Raw genomic sequence first — 18858 nt, 5'->3', positions numbered from 1 at the left:
TTGACTTATGACCCGAAGAGTTGGGCGCTGGAGTCTGAACAGTGAAGAGGCATTGACAGCGAACTCCGGTTCTTATAAGATGAGTAAGGAAATTAAATAACCCGGTGACGGGAGAGGTTCATAGCATTTCACCCTCTATAAAAAACTATGGATTTTGAAACTCAGCCAAATCCACATGCGATTTGGCTTTTTCTTTTGTCCGTTTTTTATAGCCTCTTCCGAAGCCCAATTCGAGGAGGCTTTTTATAATGGCAGGAAGAAACGAAGATACATTGGATCATTTGACATTACTTGGAAATCAGGAAACCAGGTATAAATACGAATACGCCCCGGAAGTTTTGGAAGCGATCGACAATATGCATACGCGTGATTATTTCGTGAAATTCAATAACCCGGAATTCACATCACTGTGCCCGCAGACAGGCCAGCCGGATTTTGCGACGATTTATCTGAGCTTTATTCCGGATAAAAAACTGGTTGAAAGCAAATCACTGAAACTGTATTTCTTCAGTTTCCGCAACCATGGCGATTTCCACGAAGATGTCGTCAACATCATCATGAATGATTTAATCGATTTGCTGGATCCCCGTTATATCGAAGTATGGGGCAAATTCACTCCGCGCGGCGGCTTGTCGATCGACCCCTATACGAATTACGGCAGACCTGGAACAAAATACGAGGAAATGGCATCGTACCGGATGATGAATCATGACATGAATCCCGAAACGATCACCAACCGATAAGGGGACCCGACCATGTTACTTTACTTGAACGGCGCATTTGTCGGCTTATTGATACTCTCCAACATCCTGGCGGTAAAATTATTCAGCATCAATGAATGGCTCGTGCTTCCGGCAGCCGTCATCGTCTATGTTTTTACATTCCCAATTACGGATACAATCGCTGAAGTGTACGGCAAGGAAGCAGCCCGCAAAACGGTTTTTGCCGGCTTCATCACCCAGCTCGCGGCTCTGGCATTCATCTTTTTCGCCATCCATTTGCCGGCGGCTCCATTTTTCGGCGACCAGGCTTCTTTTGAATCCATCTTTTCTGCTGGTTTCCGCGTAACACTCGCAAGCCTGATTTCCTATTTCATCAGCCAGAATCTGGACGTCACGATATTCCACAAATTAAAAGAACGTCACGGCGAATCCAAATTGTGGGTTCGCAATAACGCTTCTACCATGACAAGCCAGCTTGTTGACACGACTCTTTTCATCACCATCGCTTTTGCGGGAACAATGCCGACTGGCGCATTGATTGCAATGATCTTCACACAGTACCTCTTTAAATTGATAGTGGCAGCGACGGATACACCGCTTGTCTATCTGCTCGTCAAAATTTGCCGCCGTGAACAGGCAACTGGCCGCGCAGTTTATAGCTGATTTACAAAAAGGAGAGCCGCAGTGGCTCTCCTTTTTGTATATTCCGTATAAATAGGGATGATTCCTAAACTTTCGCTTTTGAAGGTTTTTTCTGGCTTGGCAAAATCTGATTTGTTCTTGCCAATACCACTTCGGCCACAATCGGCAAATGATCGGATACATCAGTGGGAATTGCCGCCGTTTGCACGACTTCCAGTTCCGGGCTTAAGAAAATATAATCGATGCGCGTGACAGGCTTCAAATCGACGCCGGTCTTGCTGTATGAATAAGTGGACGGATACGTATATGCATCGCCATTTTTCATTTTAAGAAAAGCATCTGTAAAATGCCGTGTCATCTTACGAATTGGTGCATAGAACGGCGGAGCATTGAAATCTCCCATGACGATGCAGGGGAATTCACTCCTCTCCGTCAGGGCCAAAATTTCGTCGACACTCAGTTTCAGTTCTTCGTCTTTCAATGAAAGATGGGCGTTAAATACGGTGACAGCCATATTATCGATTTCAATGACAGCTTCCAGGACACCGCGCTGCTCGTCATTGCCGTACCATTGTTTCACCGGCGTCATATGATGGTTCCGGCTGTATGTGATAGGGTATTTACTTAAAATTGCGTTGCCGTACTGCTGATTCGGCTTACCCGCATCGGCTGATGCAAAGTCCAGATTCGCCCCGTAAGCAGTATGCAAGCCAAGGCGTTGCCCCAGCCACTCCACCTGATCCATAAAAGAGCTCCGTTCGCCAAAGAAACGATCGACTTCCTGCAGTCCAATGATGTCTGCGCGGGAATCTTCTATAACAGCCGCCGTTCTTTCAAGGTCTGTAATTCCATCCATTCCTAATCCATGGGCAATGTTGAACGACATGACTTTTATGATCGGCAGTTTCCTGTTTTTCATAATCTGCGCTCTCCTTTTCTATGGGCAAGCTTTATTTAAATGTTAGTGTTAAATTTGATTTCAGTATAGCAAGGAATCGAAGAATATACTGTATCAGCCGTGTAAAGGTTTGTAAAGAATTATTAATCCTGGGGTTTAAGCTGAAGAACGGAAAGGATTGGGCGGTGATCGGAGGCTTGTGTTGCGATGATTTCGGCATGCAGCACGTCCCAATGCCTGCTGCAGAAGACATAATCGATTTTCTGGCCGTGCTCGCCTTGCTTTTTATATGTTGCGGGGTGCGAAGCGGCTGAGCCGAAGACATTATCCAGTTCTTTTTCCACCTTTTTAACCAGTGGGCTGTCTGGTCCAGTGTTAAAATCGCCGGTCAAAACAGCAGGGTAATCGGTTTTCCGGATTATTTCCATCATTTGTTCGATGTTGCGCTCCAGCTGCTCCTTTCTCAAAGATAGGTGCGTAGTAAAAAATACAATAGTCGTGCCTCTTATTTCAATGAAGGCCTCCAGCAGCCCTCTTTGCTCACTTTCTTTTTCCGGACCCACGTTCTCAAATAAATGATTCCGATAACTTTTGATCGGATAGCGGCTCAATATGGCGTTGCCGTATGCCTGCAGCGGCCAGTCAGCAGTGCCCGGATGCCCGGTGAGATTCGGTCCGAATGCAGCGTCCATGCCAAGCCGGTTCTCCAGCCATTTGACCTGGTCAAAGAAATTGGTGCGTTCTGAAAAGTTCTGGTCCACTTCCTGAAGGCCGACGATGTCCACGCTTCCTTTTTCAATTGCCGAAGCTGTCAGCTCTAAGTCGAGACGGCCATCCACCGTCTGCCCCGAAGAGATATTAAAACTCATAAAGCTGATTGGGATTAGAGCAGCAGTCATCGGAAACACCTCCTTTCCCACAGTTTTTCCCCGTCAGCATGATATGAAACTAATTGTGGAACTCTATTTAATGAGCAATTAGCCCCGTAAAAAAGCCGCGAATCAAAATTCGCGGCCACACTCTATAATCTAATTCATTTTCCATACACACTATCTGGCTCAACAGCCGTGTAAATCACGATTGCATCCCGCAAAAACTGTGCCGCTCCTGCACATGCCTTGTCATAATAAGCCGCAAAGCGCTCATCATCGACATACATCTGCGCGAGACCTGCGTGTGCTTCTTTGCTGTATGCAGGCCAGGTGAAACTCAGCCACTCCTTATGAAGCGCAGCTGTTTTCTGGCCCAGTTCACCTGCCGGATCCCCCATCTCACAGGCTTCAGCCAGCGTGTCCCGCACTTCCTGCTCGAGGCGGCGGAACTCTTCGTATTTCTCACTGCTCATATTGAGCATTTTCGCGTTCGACTTGTCTACTGTGTCGTCGCCGTATTTCTCACGGATTTCTTTGCCGTAGTGCTGCTCATTGTCATCGATCAGTTTCTGCTTGAAGCCTTCGAATTTTTCATTGTCAGCCATTTTACTCTCTCCTTCTGCTGCGGAAATGGTGGTTTCCACATTATTGATCAGGAGGTCCAGCTGCCGGCGTCTTTCGAGGAGCTTTTTGCGGTGTGAACGGAGTGCCGCCGGACCGTCGAAAGCAGGATCATTGACGATGTTCTTGATATTGTCCAAATCAAGTCCGAGTTCGCGGTAGAAAAGAATCTGCTGCAGCTTATCGATTTCTTTTCCGCCGTATATCCGGTAGCCCGCCGAATTTTTCCTGGCCGGTTCCAATAAACCGATTTCGTCGTAATAGCGCAGTGTCCTCGTACTGACTCCCGCCAATTGCGCCAGCTTCTGAACGGTATATTCCATCTCTTCACCTCCTGATGAGTACACGTTACACCTTTACGCAACGTCAAGGTCAAGCATAAAATCTACGTTAATTGCTGTTCGGCAAATTCACGGTAAAGCGAGTGGGATCCGGTCAATTCGCTGTGTGTACCCATTCCGGTCACACGGCCTTTTTCAATAAAGATGATTTTGTCGGCATCGACAATTGTCGATAGACGGTGAGCGATGACAAGCGTCGTGCGCCCTTCCATCAGACGGCTCAGCGCCTGCTGGACGATACCTTCCGACTGGCTGTCAAGACTTGCCGTCGCTTCGTCCATCATGAGGATTTTCGGATCGCGCAGGAATGCGCGCGCTATCGCGATGCGCTGCCTTTGCCCGCCGGACAGTTTGACTCCGCGCTCACCCACCTGCGTATCGAGCCCGTCCGGAAATTCTTTGATGAAGTCTTCGGCATACGCCATGCGTGCGACATTCCATAACTCCTCATCCGTTATCTCTTCTGCGTCCGGCAAACCGTAAGTCAGATTGGCGCGGATCGTTCCGCCCATCATCGCCGATTCCTGCGACACATAGCCGATCTGATCGCGCCAGGAATTGATGGAAAGCTCCCGGATCGGCACATCGCCGATCAGAATTTCACCTTTCTGCGGTTCATAAAAGCGTTCAAGCAAACCGAACACAGTGGTTTTCCCTCCGCCGCTCGGACCCGCGAACGCAATCATTTCACCCGGCTGCGCTTCAAAACTGACATCCTGCAGCACCGGTTCACCGGTTTCGTAGGAAAATGTCACGCCGGAAACGCGCAGCGCTTTGCCGGCAATATCCACTTCTTTTCCTTGCTGCCCTTCTTCAAGGGGCAAATCCAAAATGCCGATGATCCGTTCGGTCGCTCCTTTCGCTTTCTGAAGTTCCGTGAAGAACATCGCGAACGTCGTGACCGGCATGATGATCTGGAATAAATACAGTAGAAATGCCACTAGGGATCCTGTTGTCATGGTGCCTTCTGCTACCCGTATCCCGCCGTAGCCGATGATCGTCACAATGACCGCCATCATGACCACGTACATCAGCGGCGCAATGATTGCATAAATTTTCGCTTCCCTCATGCCCGTCCTGAATAGGCGCTGGATGCCGTTCAGGCCTTTTTGTTCTTCCACCGCTTCAGCGGTGGAAGATTTCATCAGACGGATTTCACTGATGGTCTGCTGGACATGCCCTGAAAATTCAGCGGTCTCATCCTGCAGCGTCCGTGAAATTTTGGCCATGCGCCGGCCGAGCGGAATCATGATCAGCACCGTAACCGGCACCGCAAGCAGCATGATCAGCGTCATTTTCCAGTCGAGTATCAGTAAAATCGTCACCGCACCTATAATGGAAACGATGCCGGTAATAAAGTTCGGGAAATGGTCCGTAATCAGGTTTCGCACAACGCCGGTATCGCTGATGACGCGGCTGACCGTCTCACCGCTTGGGTGCTGATCAAAATAACCGACACGCAGACGGATCAGGCGGATCCACATCTTATCGCGGAGCCCCGCTACAATCCGCTGGCCCACTTTGCTCAGCAGATAAATGGAAATCCCGTTGATGACCGCCTGCAGGATAAATGCAGCGACGATGCCGATGATCAGCGGTGCACTCAGCGAGTCTAAAGAAAATCCGTCCACCAGATTTCGTGTCAGCAGCGGTACAACAAGACCGACTAGCGTCGTAACCAGACTTGCAAGCAAGCCGAAAATCAATGCAGCTTTTGGAATCTTCAATGACAATATCAGGGAAATGAACGGCTTGATACCGATTTTTTCCTCTTGTTTCTCCATTATTTTAAACTCCCGTCGTGATTCTTTATTGGCATTTTGCGTATATTGCAGTATCCGTCAGTCTTTTGCCGTCAACCGACAGCTCGTCGTTATGTAAAACACCTTCCAGCACATATCCCAATTTTTCCGGCACCGCACGGCTTTTCATATTTTCCGCATCACAGCGGATTTCAACCCGCCTGCAGCCGAATTCCGTCAAAGCCAATTCCGTCAAAGCGTTCACGGCTTCCGTCATATATCCTTTGCCGCTGTGTGGGGTGCTGATCCAATAGCCGATTTCCATTTTCGGAATGTCCCATTCAATGTCGTGAAACCCTGTTGTGCCAATAAATTCACCTGTCTCTATATCAAAAATAAGATAGCGGAGATTTTCGCGTTTCAAAAACAGGATATGGGATTCAAGCGTGTTGATTTCTGTATCCTGTGGGGACGGATCATTTTGCACGAAACCGAGCCACGGCTTTAATTCGTCCATTGAAGCTTTAATCGCTGCGTTGACAGCCTTTCCGTCTCCCGGTTTTGGCATGCGCAGCTTCAGGCGCTCTGTAAAAAATTCCACCGGCACTTCCGGCAACTCACCTTTTATCTTCATCTTTATTGCATCCCCCTCAAATTTAAGCTGCTTTGATTTTGCGGTCTTTCGGCAAAGCCATTCCGACCAGCCCAAGAAGCGGCAGGAACGAAACGACGACCATCGTCTCATAGACACCAATGGAATCCATCAGGATACCGATGACGACACCGCCAATTGCCCCCATGCCGAATGCCAAACCGACTGTCAGGCCCGCCATCGTCCCAATTTTGCTCGGCACCAGCTCTTGTGCATACACGACGGTCACGGAAAAACTCAGCATGATGAAAAAACCGATCAGGCTGAGCAATACCAGAACCGCGAACAACGGTACGTACGGAAGCATCAAAGCCAGTGGAATCGGCACAAGGAGCGACAGCACAATAACATTCTTGCGTCCGATTTTATCCGCCAGCGGTCCGCCGAAGAACGTACCCGCCGCGCCCAGCCCGAGAAACAGGAAGATGTAAAGCTGGCCCTGCTGGATCGTCAGACCATAAGCTTCCATGAGATGGAATATGTAGAAGCTGGTGATATTCGTCACGTAGAAAGAACGCGCAAAGATGATGATCAATAATAACGTCAACGCCATGCCGACTTGTCTTTTCGTCATTTCCGGCAGTGAGGACAAGAGCACTTTCTTCACTTTCTGCAGCTTTTCCTGTTCCAATTGCTCTTTGTACCATTTCGAGATTCTGGACAGGATGAAAATGCCGAGAGCCGCGACGAACAGGAACAGCGCCGCTCCTGTCTGTCCAAGCGGCACGAGGATGAAGGCACTGATCAGCGGCGCCAGCGCCTGGCCTGAGTTGCCGCCTACCTGGTAGATGGACTGGGACAGGCCTCTTTTCGAACCGGCCGCCATATAGGAAACGCGCGAGCCTTCCGGATGGAACACCGCCGAACCGAAACCAAGAAAAATGACGGAAACGACAATCATCCAGTATTCCGGTGCAAAAGCAAGCCCTGCGATACCGAGGAATGAGCTCGTCATACCAATCGGCAACGCATAGGGCATGGGTTTTTTGTCACTGATATAGCCGACGACCGGCTGCAGGACAGACGCCACCATATTTAACGCAAAAGCGATCAGGCCGAGCTGTGTAAAGGTCAATCCCATGCTCTCCTCAAGTATCGGAAACATGGCCGGGATGACCGCCTGCAGGGAATCATTCAGCAAATGGCATGCGCCGATTGCAAACATGACCGGATAAACCGGGTTCCCCGCCATTGATGTCTTTATTGCGTTCGCCATTGCAGGTCCTCCAATTGGAAAATATTTATGTATAAAACACTGATGCTTCTATTATAAATCAGGCGGCAAGCAAAAAGACACCCGGGGACTCTTTCCCCAGGTGCCTCAAGCTGTTTTCAATCGCTGCCAGTTTTCAAGCCTTTTGTCCAAGACAAAATTGCCGAACGGGATGAACGCCACCGCTATCGCGGCAAACGTAAACCGGTAGGGCCATTTCACTGCAAAAGTGGCGTATATCGTCATCAATACATAAACCGTAAACAGGCCGCCATGAAGCGCGCCGACGACACTGACCACTTCCGGCATGTCAAAAAAGTATTTCAGCGGCATCGCGATAAACAGAAGAAGCAGCAATGAGCCGCCTTCCACCAGTCCCATAAAACGAAATTGATTCAATGCATTTTTCAAAGTCTTCTACTCCTTACTCATTCTATACATCAGTATAGTGGAGACGCTCTGAAAACGACAAGCGGGCGGCCTGAAAAATTCCCATAAAAGCCAGCTGCCTTCCAATATTTCGCCACATTTGCCTTCTGTTGCGTGAGTGATACAGCGGTCATCAACCCAGCTTCACGAACAGAACCTTCAGATAATCACCTTCTGCAAATTTCGGATCCACCCGAAAATCGGACGGCAGCGTAAATTCTTCCACAATGCTGTATTTCTTCCCAAGGTCTTTAAACGCCTTGTCAATAAACCCTTTAAACTTTTTCATTCCAAAAGACGCGCTGTTGGTCGAGGTCACAATTACGCCTTTGTTTTCAGTAATGGCGATTGCCTGTTTCATCAGATTCGTATAATCCTTTGATGTGCTGAATGTATATTTCTTCGAACGTGCGAAACTTGGCGGATCCAGGATCACCAAATCGAATTTCAGTTCTTTGCGCGCCGCGTATTTAAAGTAGTTGAAAACGTCCATGACAAGAATATCCTGGCTTTCGTAATCGATGGCGTTGACACTGAATTGCTCAATCGTCTTTGCAGAACTTCTTTTGGCCAGATCGACGCTTGTTGTCTTCTCTGCTCCGCCCATTGCCGCAGCTACAGAGAAAGCCCCTGTATACGAAAACGTGTTCAGTACCGTTTTTCCGTCCGCGTATTTTTCTTTGATGGCCAGCCGGACTTCACGCTGGTCCAGGAAAATGCCTGTCATCGCCCCGTCATTCAGATAGACGGCGTAATTGACGCCATTTTCTTTGACGATCAACGGAAACTCTCCGCGTTCACCGGCCACAAAATCATCGTCTTCGATGTATTGTCCTTTTGTATCGAAGCGTTTTTTCTCATAAATCCCTTTGAACTCAGCAATATTTTGAAGCGCGGCCACAAGGGGTTCCTTGAACGTATAGACGCCCTCACTGTACCAGCTGATCAGAACAAACCCATCATAATAATCTATGATTACACCGCCGATGCCGTCACCTTCCCCATTGAACAGCCTGAACGCTGTCGTTTCCGGATCATTGAACATGTCATGGCGATGACGCAGCGCAGCGGTAAGCCTGCGCTCGAAAAACGCCTGGTTAATCTCTTCAGTTTCATCACGTGTCAATACCCAGCCGATGCCTTTGTTTTGATTGCCGTAATAGCCTTTCGCGATAAACTTCCCTTGTCTGTCTGTCAGCTTCAGGATTGTACCTTCTTCTGTCACCTGACCGGCGTCTTCCAGTGATTCTTTCGTAAGAAGCGGATAGCCTGCCGCAATGTCGGTTTTAAATTTGTCATTCAGTTTGACTGTCAGTTCCTTTTTCATATCAACCTCATCCTATCTGTAAAAACCTGTTTTCCTTTAATCAGTGTAATACATTGCCAATGCCAATACACTTTTTCCACATAAAAAAGGCGTTTTGCATCACTGCAAAACGCCTTTTCTTAACTTTGAATCCACTTCCACGCCTCATCTATTTGATTTGGTGAAAAATGTTCGGTTTTCATTCCAGGAACCAATTTGTGCATGCTCTCTGCTATTTCTACCCATTCTCTTTCGCTTACCAATGCCGCTTTTTGAATTTGTCCCATATGTTTCGTCTGTACCTTGATTCTTTCCCACATTCCTGTCATTGTTGGCATTTCAACATCCTTTGCAATAATAAGAACATTGAATTTGCCGTCATCACCAAATTTTTCTTTAATTGCATTTTCAAGTTTGTCTGCGTCTTCTTTAACCGGCTTCCCTGTAAATTCGAAGGCTATCGTGTTGTCATCTTTACTTTGTACAAAAGATAACATGCTTTTTCCTCCTTTATATTATTTGTTATTTCCTTATTCATTTTTTCAGGTCCTGATCCATTCCCACGCAGCCTCCATCTCAGTGATATCAAAGTGCTTTGTTTTGATGGATGGCAGGTAATCAGTGGTTTCGACCAGTTTCTCGACTTTTTCATCATTGCTGATCACCGCCAATTTATTGTATTGGCTCCAGCGTTTCACATCAATCTTCATCTCCTCGAGCAAAGCTTTAAAAGAAGCACCTTCAAAATAATAGAGAATCGCATAAAGGTTGAATTTCCCTTTTTCTGAAAACTTTTCCTGTATAACTTTATCTAGTTTCATTAAGTCATCTTCTGTTACATGGCCTTCAATTTCAACAGCTATTGTTTCCATGTCTTTACTCGGCACCAAAGTCAGCATTTTTCCGCCCCTTCCTAAAAATTTACGTATTATCCTATTCCCTTTTATCCGAGGCTCAAACAGCCTTGCCTTCAGGCGGATACAGTCCCTTTTCCGCTGCTGAAGCGCGCGATGAAGCCGGTTATGACAATAGTTGCCAAAGCAGGCATCAGCCATCCGAGACCTTCGTTGTATAAAGGAAGAACAGCAGCATAAAAATCGGTGATTGCCTGAAGCCAGCCGGGATTCTCTGCGTTAATGGACGTCGTAAGGGCTTTCATTCCATCGATGATGGCGATGAAAAAAGTGACAATAATGGCGGACGCATAAACGAATCTGCGGTGCCTGAAAAGTGGAGACAGGAACGCGAGCATGATGAGCACGATTGCCAAAGGATATAAAAACAGAAGCACCGGAATGGAAAAGGCGATGATATTCGCAAGTCCCGCATTCGCGACAATCAATGAAAAGACAGAAAAAATCACGACATAAATTTTATAGTTGATCATCGGCATGAGCTTATTGAAAAATCCCGCATTCGCCACAATCAGGCCAACTGCCGTCGTGAGGCAGGCAAGGGTGATGATGACTGCGAGCAATAATGTGCCGAACGTGCCGAAATAATGGGCAGCCGCACCGCTCAAAACCGGACCGCCGGTGTCAAGATATCCGAGCGTACCGGTGCTCGCAGCTCCGAGATAAGCGATGCCAGTGTAGGCGATTGCCAATAAGGCAGCCGCAATCACACCACTTTTCAGAGTTGCCTCCAGCACCCCTTTAGCCGATTTCACGCCGAGCTTGTGTATGGAAGCGATGACGATAATCCCAAAAACCAGGGAAGCCAGCGCATCCATCGTATTATAGCCTTCAAGGAATCCGGTCAGAAAAGGGCTGTCCCTGTAATTGTCCTGAGGTATTCCAATTGCCCCCATCGGCATGAACACAGCTGCCATCAGCAAAACCGCCAGCGTCACCAGAATCGCCGGGGAAAGAAATTTACCGATTTTATTGACGATTTCCAAAGGGTTCAGTGACAGCACCAAAGCAATAGCAAAAAAGATAATGGAGAAAATGAGCAATGCGGCTGTTCCAGAACTTTCCGCGACAAATGGAGCTATGCCGATTTCATAAGCGACGGCCCCTGTCCGCGGCAAAGCGAAAAAAGGCCCGATCGTCAAATACAGCAGGGAGGTAAAAATCAGCCCGTACAGCGGGTGGACCCTGCTTGAGAGATCGCGCAAATCATTGCTTTTTGAAAATCCAAGAGCCAATATTCCGAGCAGCGGCAAACCCACACCGGTAACCAGAAAACCGAGAATGGCAATGCCGACTTCCGTTCCGGCATATTGGCCCAGTTGCGCTGGGAAAATGAGGTTTCCGGCACCAAAAAATAAGGCAAACAGCATCATGCCGATAATCAGATATGATTTTAAGTTTAAATTTGTATCCATCCGGGTTCCTCCTGAGGATATAAGGCATTTAGAATGCAACAATTCTGAAATTGCTCAATTCGATGTGTTACATTAGCCATCTTACAACACTTAAAGCAAAAAGCAACTGAGAAAAACAGTATTTTATGATAAATCTGCCGCACACTCATGTGAATCGATTCTGAATTTACAGAATATTGATGACATGTAAAAAGCTGGAGAAATTCCAGCTTTTCCTCCAGCTTTCTTCAATACCGCAAGGCAGCAATCGATTTGCTTACTTTCACTTTCTTCAAATCAAAGCCTTTGCTTTTTAAGTAATATTCCATCCCTTTTTGGGCAACATCAATATTATTTTTCGGACCGATCGTCACTTCGGAAATCGGCAATGTTTCCCCGAGATCCACAGCGATGAACGGAATGATGATGCCATGGCGCGCCCGGAACTCCACTTTTTGCTGCCTGTCATTGCCGGTAATGGCGGCCAGCCGGTATTCCTCTTCACTTTTGAAGGCTGGATTTTTAAAAAATGTGGCGCATGCCGTAAGCAGTATTTCAAAATAACCCTGGATGGCTCCTTCGCTTTGCTGTTCCGGCTGTTCTGCAATCCATTCATAGGCCGAGCGCAGACACTCGTTCAGGAACTTCTCCTGGTCTTCTTCCCTGTACAGGACATATCCATGTATTATATTGAAGAAATCTGCAATTCCATCATCTTTTTTCAGAAGATTTTCTGTCTTAAAACCGAGATTATAGCCGTCACCTTGAGCATAATTATACCAAAGAGCCAGCGAGTCTTTATTGTGAGACAAAGAAAACACATAGACTTCCAGTCCGTCTTCCCTGATATCCCTCAGGAAGGTATACATGCTTTTTTCAAATTGCCAAATATACCGCTGCCACGACTCATTCCTGTTTTCCGCTTTCATGTTGACAATCGAATTCCTTAAAATATCCGCAAAGTAAATCATTTCGCTCGAATCGTTGAGGAAATCGGCTTTGCTCATCCAGATTTTCCGGCTCTCCACCATGCCCATTAAGCTGGTAAGGCTTGTGTAATGGTATAAAACATCATCGGGACTGTTTTCGTTTTGAATCCACTTTCTAAACGCAGTCATGAAAAAGCGATGCAGGTCAGCGGGTAATCTGTCGGTATGCAGCATGGAAGCAGCCCCCTTCTCTGAACGGAAAATGCGATGTTTTTTCTTATCCTATTCCCCATTCATCGAAACGGAAACCAGCTCAGGAAGATCCGTTTGATACCGTGTAAACTTCTTCAAAAGGCTGAACGATGACAAAACCGTCTCCCTGGAATTCCATTTGAATCGATTCTCCGCTGCCGCGTCCGATAAACGTACGGAAGCTGACATCTGTGCGGAATTCTGGCGTTAAATTGCCGGACCACGCAACTGTCGCATTCGGGTCTGTAATAACGGGCTGCCCCGGTTTGACGAGTAATGTCAGCGGCTCATAATGTGAAGTGATGGCGACCCGCCCTTTTCCTTTCAGCGTTACATTGAATAATCCGCCGGCCATCATGCCCGCAACTTTACGCATCAGTTTGATTTCCCATTCAATTCCCGGTTCGAAAGCGAGCAGGTCATTGCCGTTTACCGTAATGGTTTCGTTGTTCAATTCGAAAATCGTGATTTTCTTGCCTTGATCCGCCAAATACAGGCGCCCCTGTCCATTCGCTTTCATCAGGGAAGTGCCTTCCCCCGTCAGCGCCTTTTTGAACATCGTGCCTAGCCCGTGTTCCATGACGCCTTCACGCGCGAATTTAATCTGTCCAGTATAGGAAATCATTGAACCGGTCTTCGCCCACACCATCCCATCCAGGTTCACTTCCAGTATCCGTTCCGTCTCCAGCTCGAAATAATCGTTTTCACGCTCATCCTGCCTCGTCTTCTCAATAAATTCTCTGATTGTATAATTGCTCATGCCAATTCCTCCATTCATTTTCCCTACTATACGGTTTTAATGAAGGGAAGTTTCAATAAGAAATCAAATTCCATTTCGTTCTATCGCTTTTCAAAAGGAATGCGGTAAAATAGCTTATTAAGGTTATACATCCATCAGGAAAAGGGGCGGCCATTCTGAAACTGCTTGTGTTATTGCTACAAATCAGTTTTTTATACGGGTTTTTCATATTGGGCCAATTGCTGCGCGAATTATTCAGCATCCCGCTGCCGGGCAGCATCCTCGGTTTAATGCTGATGTTCATTGCATTGCTTTTGAAAATTGTTCCCCTCGAATGGGTGGATTCTGGAGCTGCCTTGCTGTTGTCTTTTCTGCCGCTGTTCTTTATCCCTGCCACTGTCGGCGTCATTGATTACTTTGATGTTTTCGCCGGCAAAGGGGCCTTCCTGGTTGTCGTGCTTATTTTGAGCACCTTATTGACGATGGCAGGAGCCGCGTTGACCAGCCAGCATTTAAGCCGCCGTTTTGAGGCAGGAAAGGAGCGCAGCTGATGGAAACATTAACACTTGCCGTCTTTTTCATCGCGTTGACAGCCGGCGCTTATTTTGGGATGAATCTTCTTTATATAAAATTCCATTATTCCATTTTAATGCCGGCGCTGACGGCAACCCTGCTCGTCATCCTGTTCCTGCTGCTTACAGAAACTCCTTACGATACATACATGATCGGGGGCCAATGGATTGACCGAATTCTGGGACCGGCAGTGGTTGCTTTGGCAATTCCATTATACAAACAGCGGAAGCTTCTGTTTGATAACCTTGTGCCGATCTTCACCGGCACACTTGTCGGCGTTTCAATCGGCCTATTCACCGGCTTCGCTCTCGCAAAGTTATTCGGCTTTTCAGAGGTACTCGTTTTGTCCCTGCTGCCCAAATCAATCACATCTCCCGTTGCAATGGAAATAGCTGAGCAGATCGGCGGCATCCCTTCCCTAGCGGCAGTGTTTGTTATGATCGCCGGATTTAGCGGCATCATTATCGGCCCTGCTTTTCTGAGAGTGCTGCGCATTGAAACACCCATCGGCCTCGGCATGGGCTTTGGCGCTTCCGCTCATGGCATTGGCACTGCGAAAGCGCTGGAATACGGGCCCAGGGAAGCTTCAGTCAGTTCCGTCGCAATGTCATTGAGTGCAGTATTCGGTTCATTTCTGGCACCTGTGCTTGTCTGGCTATTCTTCCTTTAAAATTTGGCGGAACATTGCGTAATATACTGCATATTAGTCATTACTTATTCTTCTCTATTGGGGTATAATGGATAATAACGTTCGTTTCAGAAAGGGAAGATCCATAATGCCAGTCCCAATCAACCATTCGAAACCTGTACGCATGAACGCCAAAGAAACTGCTTACCACCAATTGGAACAATGGATTATTGACGGCACGCTGCAGCCCGGGGAAAAGCTGACCGATATCGAATTGGCTCAGGCTCTCAATTTGAGCAGAACACCCATACGCGAAGCACTTCAACTGCTCGAAGTGGTAGGTTTTGTCCGAATGTTTCCTGGAAAAGCTACTACCGTTACTCCCGTCAACAAAGAAGACATCAAGCATTTACTGCCGCCGCTTGCCGTCCTCCAGGCTTTGGCTGGAGAATTGGCGGTTCCCAATATCAATCAGGAACAAATCGAACGACTGGAAGAAACCAATAAGCGTTTCGCTGAAGCCATCGAAGAAAATGACAGTTTCACTGCGCTCAAAATCGATGAGGAATTTCATCGGATTATCATCGAAGCCGCCCAGAACCCATATATCACAATTATGCTCAGCCGTCTGCAATCCCATGTCAGACGCCAATTCTTCCATCACGGACTGGAATTGTCTGATGCTTCCCGGCTTGAACACGATCAAATTATTCAGGCGTTCAAAGAAAAAGATGTCGAACGCATTTCGGACTTAACCAAAAATAACTGGATCCGCTCAATTGAAGAATTGAATGCAAAAAAATAATGTTCTATAGAAAAAGCTGTTTCGGAAGCATTCGCCTCCAAAACAGCTTTTTTCAATGTTCTCTTCAGTTTCTCACAGCTTCCACACTTGCCGCTTTTCTGTTTGGAACAACGAGGGCAGTAACGACGATTGTTACAATCGCCGGCAATAACCAGCCGAGCCCTTCATTGTACAATGGAAGAATTGTGCTGTAGGTGTCGATAATTCCCTGCAGCCAGGCCGGATTTGCCACACCCAGTGTGCCTGTCAATGTTTTCAGGCCGTCAATGATGGCAATGAAGAATGTTACGGTAATCGTTGCCACGTAAACTGCACGGGCATGGTTGAACAGCGGCGATGTGAACGCCAGAAGAATCAATACGATCGCCAATGGATACAGGAACATCAATACAGGGATCGAGAACGTGATGATATTCGACAAACCTGCATTGGCTACGACCAATGAAAAAACAGAGAAGATGACGACAAATGTTTTGTAGCTGACCGCAGGGATCAGTTTATGGAAATATTCCGAGTTGGCCACGATCAGGCCAATTGCAGTTGTCAGACACGCCAGCGTGATGATCACAGCGATCAACAGCGCACCGAATGTGCCAAAGTAATGCGCAGAAGCCCCGCTCAGAACCGGTCCTCCGGTTTCCATCAGACCCAGCGTGCCCGTGCTCGACGAACCAAGCAGCCCGATGCCTGTGTAAACAATTGCCAATAACGCGGCGGCAACAAGTCCGCTTTTCAGTGTAGCGCCAAGAACGCCTTTCGCCGAATTCACACCCATTTTACGGATGGCGGCTATGACAATGATCCCGAATACCAATGAAGCCAGCGCGTCCATTGTATTATAACCTTCCAGGAAACCGGTCATGAATGCATTGTCAAGGTAGCCTCCCTGAGGAGCACCCGCTTCACCCATTGGTGCGAAGAAAGCTGCAACCAGCAACACTCCAAGCGTCACCAAAATTGCCGGTGACAGGAATCTGCCGATACTGTTGACGATTTTAGAAGGATTCAATGAGATAAACAATGCGATGGCAAAAAAGACGATAGAGAAAATGAGCAGGAATGCTGCTATTGAACCTTCACTTACGAAAGGAGCTATCCCTACTTCATACGCTACGGCTCCGGTTCTTGGAAGTGCGAAGAACGGCCCGATTGTCAAATAGAGCAGTGAAGTGAAAAAGATTCCATAAATCGGATGGACACGGCTCGACAGATCCTGCAGATCATTACTTTTCGAATAACCGATAGCCAAAATTCCAAGAAGCGGTAAACCCACACCTGTTATTAAAAATCCGAGAATCGCAATGCCGACTTCGGTTCCTGCATATTGGCCCAGCTGCGCCGGGAAAATCAGGTTACCTGCTCCAAAAAATAATGCGAAGAGCATCATTCCAACGACTGTGTACGATTTAAACGATAATTTACTGTCCATTCCATTTCCTCCTTTTACTTTTGTGCATATATGGTTTCGAGGTCTTTTAATATACTTTCAATATAATAAGGAGACCTGGAATATATTATGCGATATATTGCATAATGTAATAATACATGGTTTTTTAAAAAAATCAATCGTTTTTTACTAATTATTTATACAAATCTGTTTATTCGAACAAAATAGGCACGAAGTTTGTAACTAGTTGTAATTTTATTGAAATAACAATAGAAAAAGCTGATGAACAGGATGCCCCCGTTCTTCAGCTTTTTCAATGATTATTAGTTCAATTGGGAAGGGTAAAGCGTCATGCCGCCATCAACGAACAGGGTGGCCCCGGTAACGTAATCCGCTTCGGATGACGCGAGCCAGGCGGCCGCTGCCGCAATCTGTGACGGCTCTCCAATTTTTTTCATCGGAATTTTCGCCAGCGTCTTTTGTTTTCCTTCTTCATCCTGTTCGTGGACCGGATTGGCCGGTGTGTTGATCGTCCCCGGGCCGATGGCGTTGATGCGGATCCCTTGTTCCGCATATTCCAGCGCCAGGGTTTCCGTCAGCATTTTAAGCCCCGCTTTTGTCACGGCATAATGCGCATTGTCCACTTTCGGTATCGTCTGGTGGACACTCGTTATATTGATGATGCTTCCTTTAACGCCGTTTTCCGTCATGTAGTTGATCGCTTCACGGCTCGCGATAAAAGCGCCGGTCAGGTTGACGTCCAGAACCCGCTGCCAATTTTCCAGCGTCAGCTTTTCCGAAGGGGCGCTTTCGCTGAAGCCGGCATTATTGACCAGGACATCCAGCGAACCGAATTCCTGTAATGCCGTTTCCATCAATGCGCGTATGCCCTCTTCTTCTGAAACATCCGCTTTCACAGTAACAGCTTTGCCTCCATTCGATTCAATGACCGCCTTCGTATCTTCCGCCCCTTCAGGATCCGTCAAATAATCCACGACCACATTCATTTTCTCTTTCCCGAAACGCTCAGCAATTCCTTTGCCGATTCCTTTTGAAGCTCCTGTCACAATCGCCGTTTTTCCTGCCAAATCCGGATACATTTGAACATCTCCTTTTCAATGATGGATTTAACTTTGAAGAACTTTCACTCATCCCGGAAATAACTTAGCCAGGGCCTGCCAGCCGAACGACAAGCCAAAGCCGATCAGCGCCGCACCGGCAATAATTGAAAACCATTTCATGAAACGTTCTCCCGTATATCCTTTGCCGGCATGGGCCGAGCCCGCTATCACCAGATCCCAGATTGCAATTCCGATAAAAATAGCGCTGCTGTATAAGAGAACTTTTCCGCCGCTCATCACCTGCAGAGAAGTGGCCAGTACGGACCCGTAAATACTGATCCAGAAAATAATGTTGAGCGGATTCGATATTGCAATGGCAAATCCGGTGAAAAAAGCGTTAACGAGTGATTTCGGCTGGCGGTTTTCCCCCGAACCAATATCGATTCTGCGGAAAGCTCCCTGTATGCTTTCGACGCCCAGATAAACCAGCACCAGGAAGCCGCAGAGCCAAATCGCAATTTGCGCAGCCGGTCCCGTCAGCAGCCCGGCGATGCCGAAATAAATCAGCAGCATCAACACCACATCGGCCGACATGCCGCCGACACCCACAAACCACGCATGCCAAAATCCGCCGACCAGTCCTCTTTTGAGCATTTCAATCGTAATGGCGCCAATCGGAATGGAAAGTGAAAACCCAAGTACAATGAAACTGAACAGGTCACCGATCATCTGGAACCT

General features: G+C 47.3%; 21 protein-coding genes and 1 riboswitch. Of the genes, 5 read left to right on the top strand and 16 right to left on the bottom strand.

All coding sequences use genetic code 11. The features are described from left to right. Positions 1–107: 107 nt before the first annotated feature. Positions 108–155: riboswitch (PreQ1 riboswitch) on the top strand. 93 nt (positions 156–248) lie between these two features. Then, entirely contained in the window at positions 249–743 is a 495-nt protein-coding gene (queF, locus tag KW93_RS11695) for a preQ(1) synthase (protein ID WP_033543198.1), read from the top strand. 12 nt (positions 744–755) lie between these two features. Continuing rightward, positions 756–1385: a queuosine precursor transporter gene (locus KW93_RS11690; protein WP_033543197.1), complete on the top strand. Its 630-nt coding sequence runs from the start codon at positions 756–758 to the stop codon at positions 1383–1385. Positions 1386–1449: 64 nt separating this feature from the next. Here the strand turns inward: KW93_RS11690 and KW93_RS11685 are convergent, their stop codons facing one another. The 13 genes from KW93_RS11685 to KW93_RS11625 form a co-directional block, all read right to left on the bottom strand. Continuing rightward, positions 1450–2283: an endonuclease/exonuclease/phosphatase family protein gene (locus KW93_RS11685; RefSeq protein ID WP_033543196.1), complete on the bottom strand. Its 834-nt coding sequence runs from the start codon at positions 2281–2283 to the stop codon at positions 1450–1452. 122 nt (positions 2284–2405) lie between these two features. Then, positions 2406–3161, bottom strand: coding sequence for an endonuclease/exonuclease/phosphatase family protein (locus KW93_RS11680; protein ID WP_052131586.1), 756 nt, complete (start codon positions 3159–3161; stop codon positions 2406–2408). A gap of 134 nt (positions 3162–3295) precedes the next feature. Continuing rightward, positions 3296–4078, bottom strand: a complete 783-nt coding sequence (locus tag KW93_RS11675) for a MerR family transcriptional regulator (RefSeq protein ID WP_033543195.1) — start codon at positions 4076–4078, stop codon at positions 3296–3298. Positions 4079–4140: 62 nt separating this feature from the next. Next, positions 4141–5880: an ABC transporter ATP-binding protein gene (locus KW93_RS11670; protein ID WP_033543194.1), complete on the bottom strand. Its 1740-nt coding sequence runs from the start codon at positions 5878–5880 to the stop codon at positions 4141–4143. Positions 5881–5905: 25 nt separating this feature from the next. Beyond that, positions 5906–6472: a GNAT family N-acetyltransferase gene (locus KW93_RS11665; RefSeq protein ID WP_033543193.1), complete on the bottom strand. Its 567-nt coding sequence runs from the start codon at positions 6470–6472 to the stop codon at positions 5906–5908. Between the two features lie 22 nt (positions 6473–6494). Continuing rightward, positions 6495–7706: an MFS transporter gene (locus tag KW93_RS11660; RefSeq protein ID WP_052131585.1), complete on the bottom strand. Its 1212-nt coding sequence runs from the start codon at positions 7704–7706 to the stop codon at positions 6495–6497. A 105-nt stretch (positions 7707–7811) separates the two neighbouring features. Further along, on the bottom strand, positions 7812–8114 hold the full coding sequence (locus KW93_RS11655; protein ID WP_268809843.1) for a DUF3817 domain-containing protein: 303 nt from the start codon (positions 8112–8114) through the stop codon (positions 7812–7814). 151 nt (positions 8115–8265) lie between these two features. Next, complete coding sequence (locus tag KW93_RS11650; protein ID WP_033543192.1) at positions 8266–9459, bottom strand: class I SAM-dependent rRNA methyltransferase; 1194 nt, start codon at positions 9457–9459, stop codon at positions 8266–8268. A gap of 119 nt (positions 9460–9578) precedes the next feature. Further along, positions 9579–9935 (bottom strand): STAS/SEC14 domain-containing protein, encoded by a 357-nt coding sequence (locus tag KW93_RS11645; protein WP_033543191.1) that lies wholly within the window; start codon positions 9933–9935, stop codon positions 9579–9581. 45 nt (positions 9936–9980) lie between these two features. Next, positions 9981–10337: an STAS/SEC14 domain-containing protein gene (locus KW93_RS11640; protein WP_033543190.1), complete on the bottom strand. Its 357-nt coding sequence runs from the start codon at positions 10335–10337 to the stop codon at positions 9981–9983. 71 nt (positions 10338–10408) lie between these two features. Continuing rightward, positions 10409–11767 carry a branched-chain amino acid transport system II carrier protein gene (brnQ, locus tag KW93_RS11635; protein ID WP_033543189.1) on the bottom strand — a complete coding sequence of 453 codons (1359 nt, stop codon included), beginning with the start codon at positions 11765–11767 and terminating at the stop codon, positions 10409–10411. Between the two features lie 227 nt (positions 11768–11994). Beyond that, a complete protein-coding gene (locus KW93_RS11630; protein WP_052131584.1) occupies positions 11995–12909 on the bottom strand; it encodes a DUF2971 domain-containing protein in 915 nt (304 codons plus the stop codon). A gap of 79 nt (positions 12910–12988) precedes the next feature. Continuing rightward, a complete protein-coding gene (locus tag KW93_RS11625) occupies positions 12989–13687 on the bottom strand; it encodes an AIM24 family protein (RefSeq protein ID WP_033543188.1) in 699 nt (232 codons plus the stop codon). A 167-nt stretch (positions 13688–13854) separates the two neighbouring features. Here KW93_RS11625 and KW93_RS11620 point away from each other — a divergent pair, with 167 nt between their 5' ends. The 3 genes from KW93_RS11620 (at position 13855) to KW93_RS11610 (ending at position 15672) form a co-directional block, all read left to right on the top strand. After that, positions 13855–14217: a CidA/LrgA family protein gene (locus tag KW93_RS11620; RefSeq protein WP_268809842.1), complete on the top strand. Its 363-nt coding sequence runs from the start codon at positions 13855–13857 to the stop codon at positions 14215–14217. Further along, positions 14217–14909 carry an LrgB family protein gene (locus tag KW93_RS11615; protein ID WP_033543186.1) on the top strand — a complete coding sequence of 231 codons (693 nt, stop codon included), beginning with the start codon at positions 14217–14219 and terminating at the stop codon, positions 14907–14909. Before KW93_RS11620 ends, KW93_RS11615 begins: the two co-directional genes overlap by 1 nt. A 106-nt stretch (positions 14910–15015) precedes the next feature. Continuing rightward, positions 15016–15672, top strand: coding sequence for a GntR family transcriptional regulator (locus tag KW93_RS11610; protein WP_033543185.1), 657 nt, complete (start codon positions 15016–15018; stop codon positions 15670–15672). A gap of 64 nt (positions 15673–15736) precedes the next feature. Here the strand turns inward: KW93_RS11610 and brnQ (KW93_RS11605) are convergent, their stop codons facing one another. The 3 genes from brnQ (KW93_RS11605) to KW93_RS11595 all read right to left on the bottom strand — a co-directional run bounded on the left by brnQ (KW93_RS11605) (position 15737) and on the right by KW93_RS11595 (position 18849). After that, complete coding sequence (brnQ, locus tag KW93_RS11605) at positions 15737–17101, bottom strand: branched-chain amino acid transport system II carrier protein (protein WP_033543184.1); 1365 nt, start codon at positions 17099–17101, stop codon at positions 15737–15739. Positions 17102–17382: 281 nt separating this feature from the next. Continuing rightward, a complete protein-coding gene (locus tag KW93_RS11600; RefSeq protein WP_033543183.1) occupies positions 17383–18159 on the bottom strand; it encodes a glucose 1-dehydrogenase in 777 nt (258 codons plus the stop codon). Positions 18160–18207: 48 nt separating this feature from the next. Continuing rightward, positions 18208–18849: a LysE family translocator gene (locus KW93_RS11595; protein ID WP_033543182.1), complete on the bottom strand. Its 642-nt coding sequence runs from the start codon at positions 18847–18849 to the stop codon at positions 18208–18210. Positions 18850–18858 lie beyond the last annotated feature (9 nt).

The sequence above is a fragment of the Planococcus sp. CAU13 genome, from assembly GCF_000775575.1.
Lineage (GTDB): Bacteria > Bacillota > Bacilli > Bacillales_A > Planococcaceae > Planococcus.
Note: the sequence above shows the minus strand (reverse complement) of the source record. Positions and strands in the feature narration are given on the sequence as shown.

What these genes read in the sequence shown, in the direction of transcription:
- queF (WP_033543198.1), top strand. Translation starts at nt 249, where the DNA reads ATGGCAGGAAGAAACGAAGATACATTGGATCATTTGACATTACTTGGA.
- KW93_RS11690 (WP_033543197.1), top strand. Translation starts at nt 756, where the DNA reads ATGTTACTTTACTTGAACGGCGCATTTGTCGGCTTATTGATACTCTCC.
- KW93_RS11685 (WP_033543196.1), bottom strand. Translation starts at nt 2,283, where the DNA reads ATGAAAAACAGGAAACTGCCGATCATAAAAGTCATGTCGTTCAACATT.
- KW93_RS11680 (WP_052131586.1), bottom strand. Translation starts at nt 3,161, where the DNA reads ATGACTGCTGCTCTAATCCCAATCAGCTTTATGAGTTTTAATATCTCT.
- KW93_RS11675 (WP_033543195.1), bottom strand. Translation starts at nt 4,078, where the DNA reads ATGGAATATACCGTTCAGAAGCTGGCGCAATTGGCGGGAGTCAGTACG.
- KW93_RS11670 (WP_033543194.1), bottom strand. Translation starts at nt 5,880, where the DNA reads ATGGAGAAACAAGAGGAAAAAATCGGTATCAAGCCGTTCATTTCCCTG.
- KW93_RS11665 (WP_033543193.1), bottom strand. Translation starts at nt 6,472, where the DNA reads ATGAAGATAAAAGGTGAGTTGCCGGAAGTGCCGGTGGAATTTTTTACA.
- KW93_RS11660 (WP_052131585.1), bottom strand. Translation starts at nt 7,706, where the DNA reads ATGGCGAACGCAATAAAGACATCAATGGCGGGGAACCCGGTTTATCCG.
- KW93_RS11650 (WP_033543192.1), bottom strand. Translation starts at nt 9,459, where the DNA reads ATGAAAAAGGAACTGACAGTCAAACTGAATGACAAATTTAAAACCGAC.
- KW93_RS11645 (WP_033543191.1), bottom strand. Translation starts at nt 9,935, where the DNA reads ATGTTATCTTTTGTACAAAGTAAAGATGACAACACGATAGCCTTCGAA.
- KW93_RS11640 (WP_033543190.1), bottom strand. Translation starts at nt 10,337, where the DNA reads ATGCTGACTTTGGTGCCGAGTAAAGACATGGAAACAATAGCTGTTGAA.
- brnQ (WP_033543189.1), bottom strand. Translation starts at nt 11,767, where the DNA reads ATGGATACAAATTTAAACTTAAAATCATATCTGATTATCGGCATGATG.
- KW93_RS11630 (WP_052131584.1), bottom strand. Translation starts at nt 12,909, where the DNA reads ATGCTGCATACCGACAGATTACCCGCTGACCTGCATCGCTTTTTCATG.
- KW93_RS11625 (WP_033543188.1), bottom strand. Translation starts at nt 13,687, where the DNA reads ATGAGCAATTATACAATCAGAGAATTTATTGAGAAGACGAGGCAGGAT.
- KW93_RS11615 (WP_033543186.1), top strand. Translation starts at nt 14,217, where the DNA reads ATGGAAACATTAACACTTGCCGTCTTTTTCATCGCGTTGACAGCCGGC.
- KW93_RS11610 (WP_033543185.1), top strand. Translation starts at nt 15,016, where the DNA reads ATGCCAGTCCCAATCAACCATTCGAAACCTGTACGCATGAACGCCAAA.
- brnQ (WP_033543184.1), bottom strand. Translation starts at nt 17,101, where the DNA reads ATGGACAGTAAATTATCGTTTAAATCGTACACAGTCGTTGGAATGATG.
- KW93_RS11600 (WP_033543183.1), bottom strand. Translation starts at nt 18,159, where the DNA reads ATGTATCCGGATTTGGCAGGAAAAACGGCGATTGTGACAGGAGCTTCA.
- KW93_RS11595 (WP_033543182.1), bottom strand. Translation starts at nt 18,849, where the DNA reads ATGATCGGTGACCTGTTCAGTTTCATTGTACTTGGGTTTTCACTTTCC.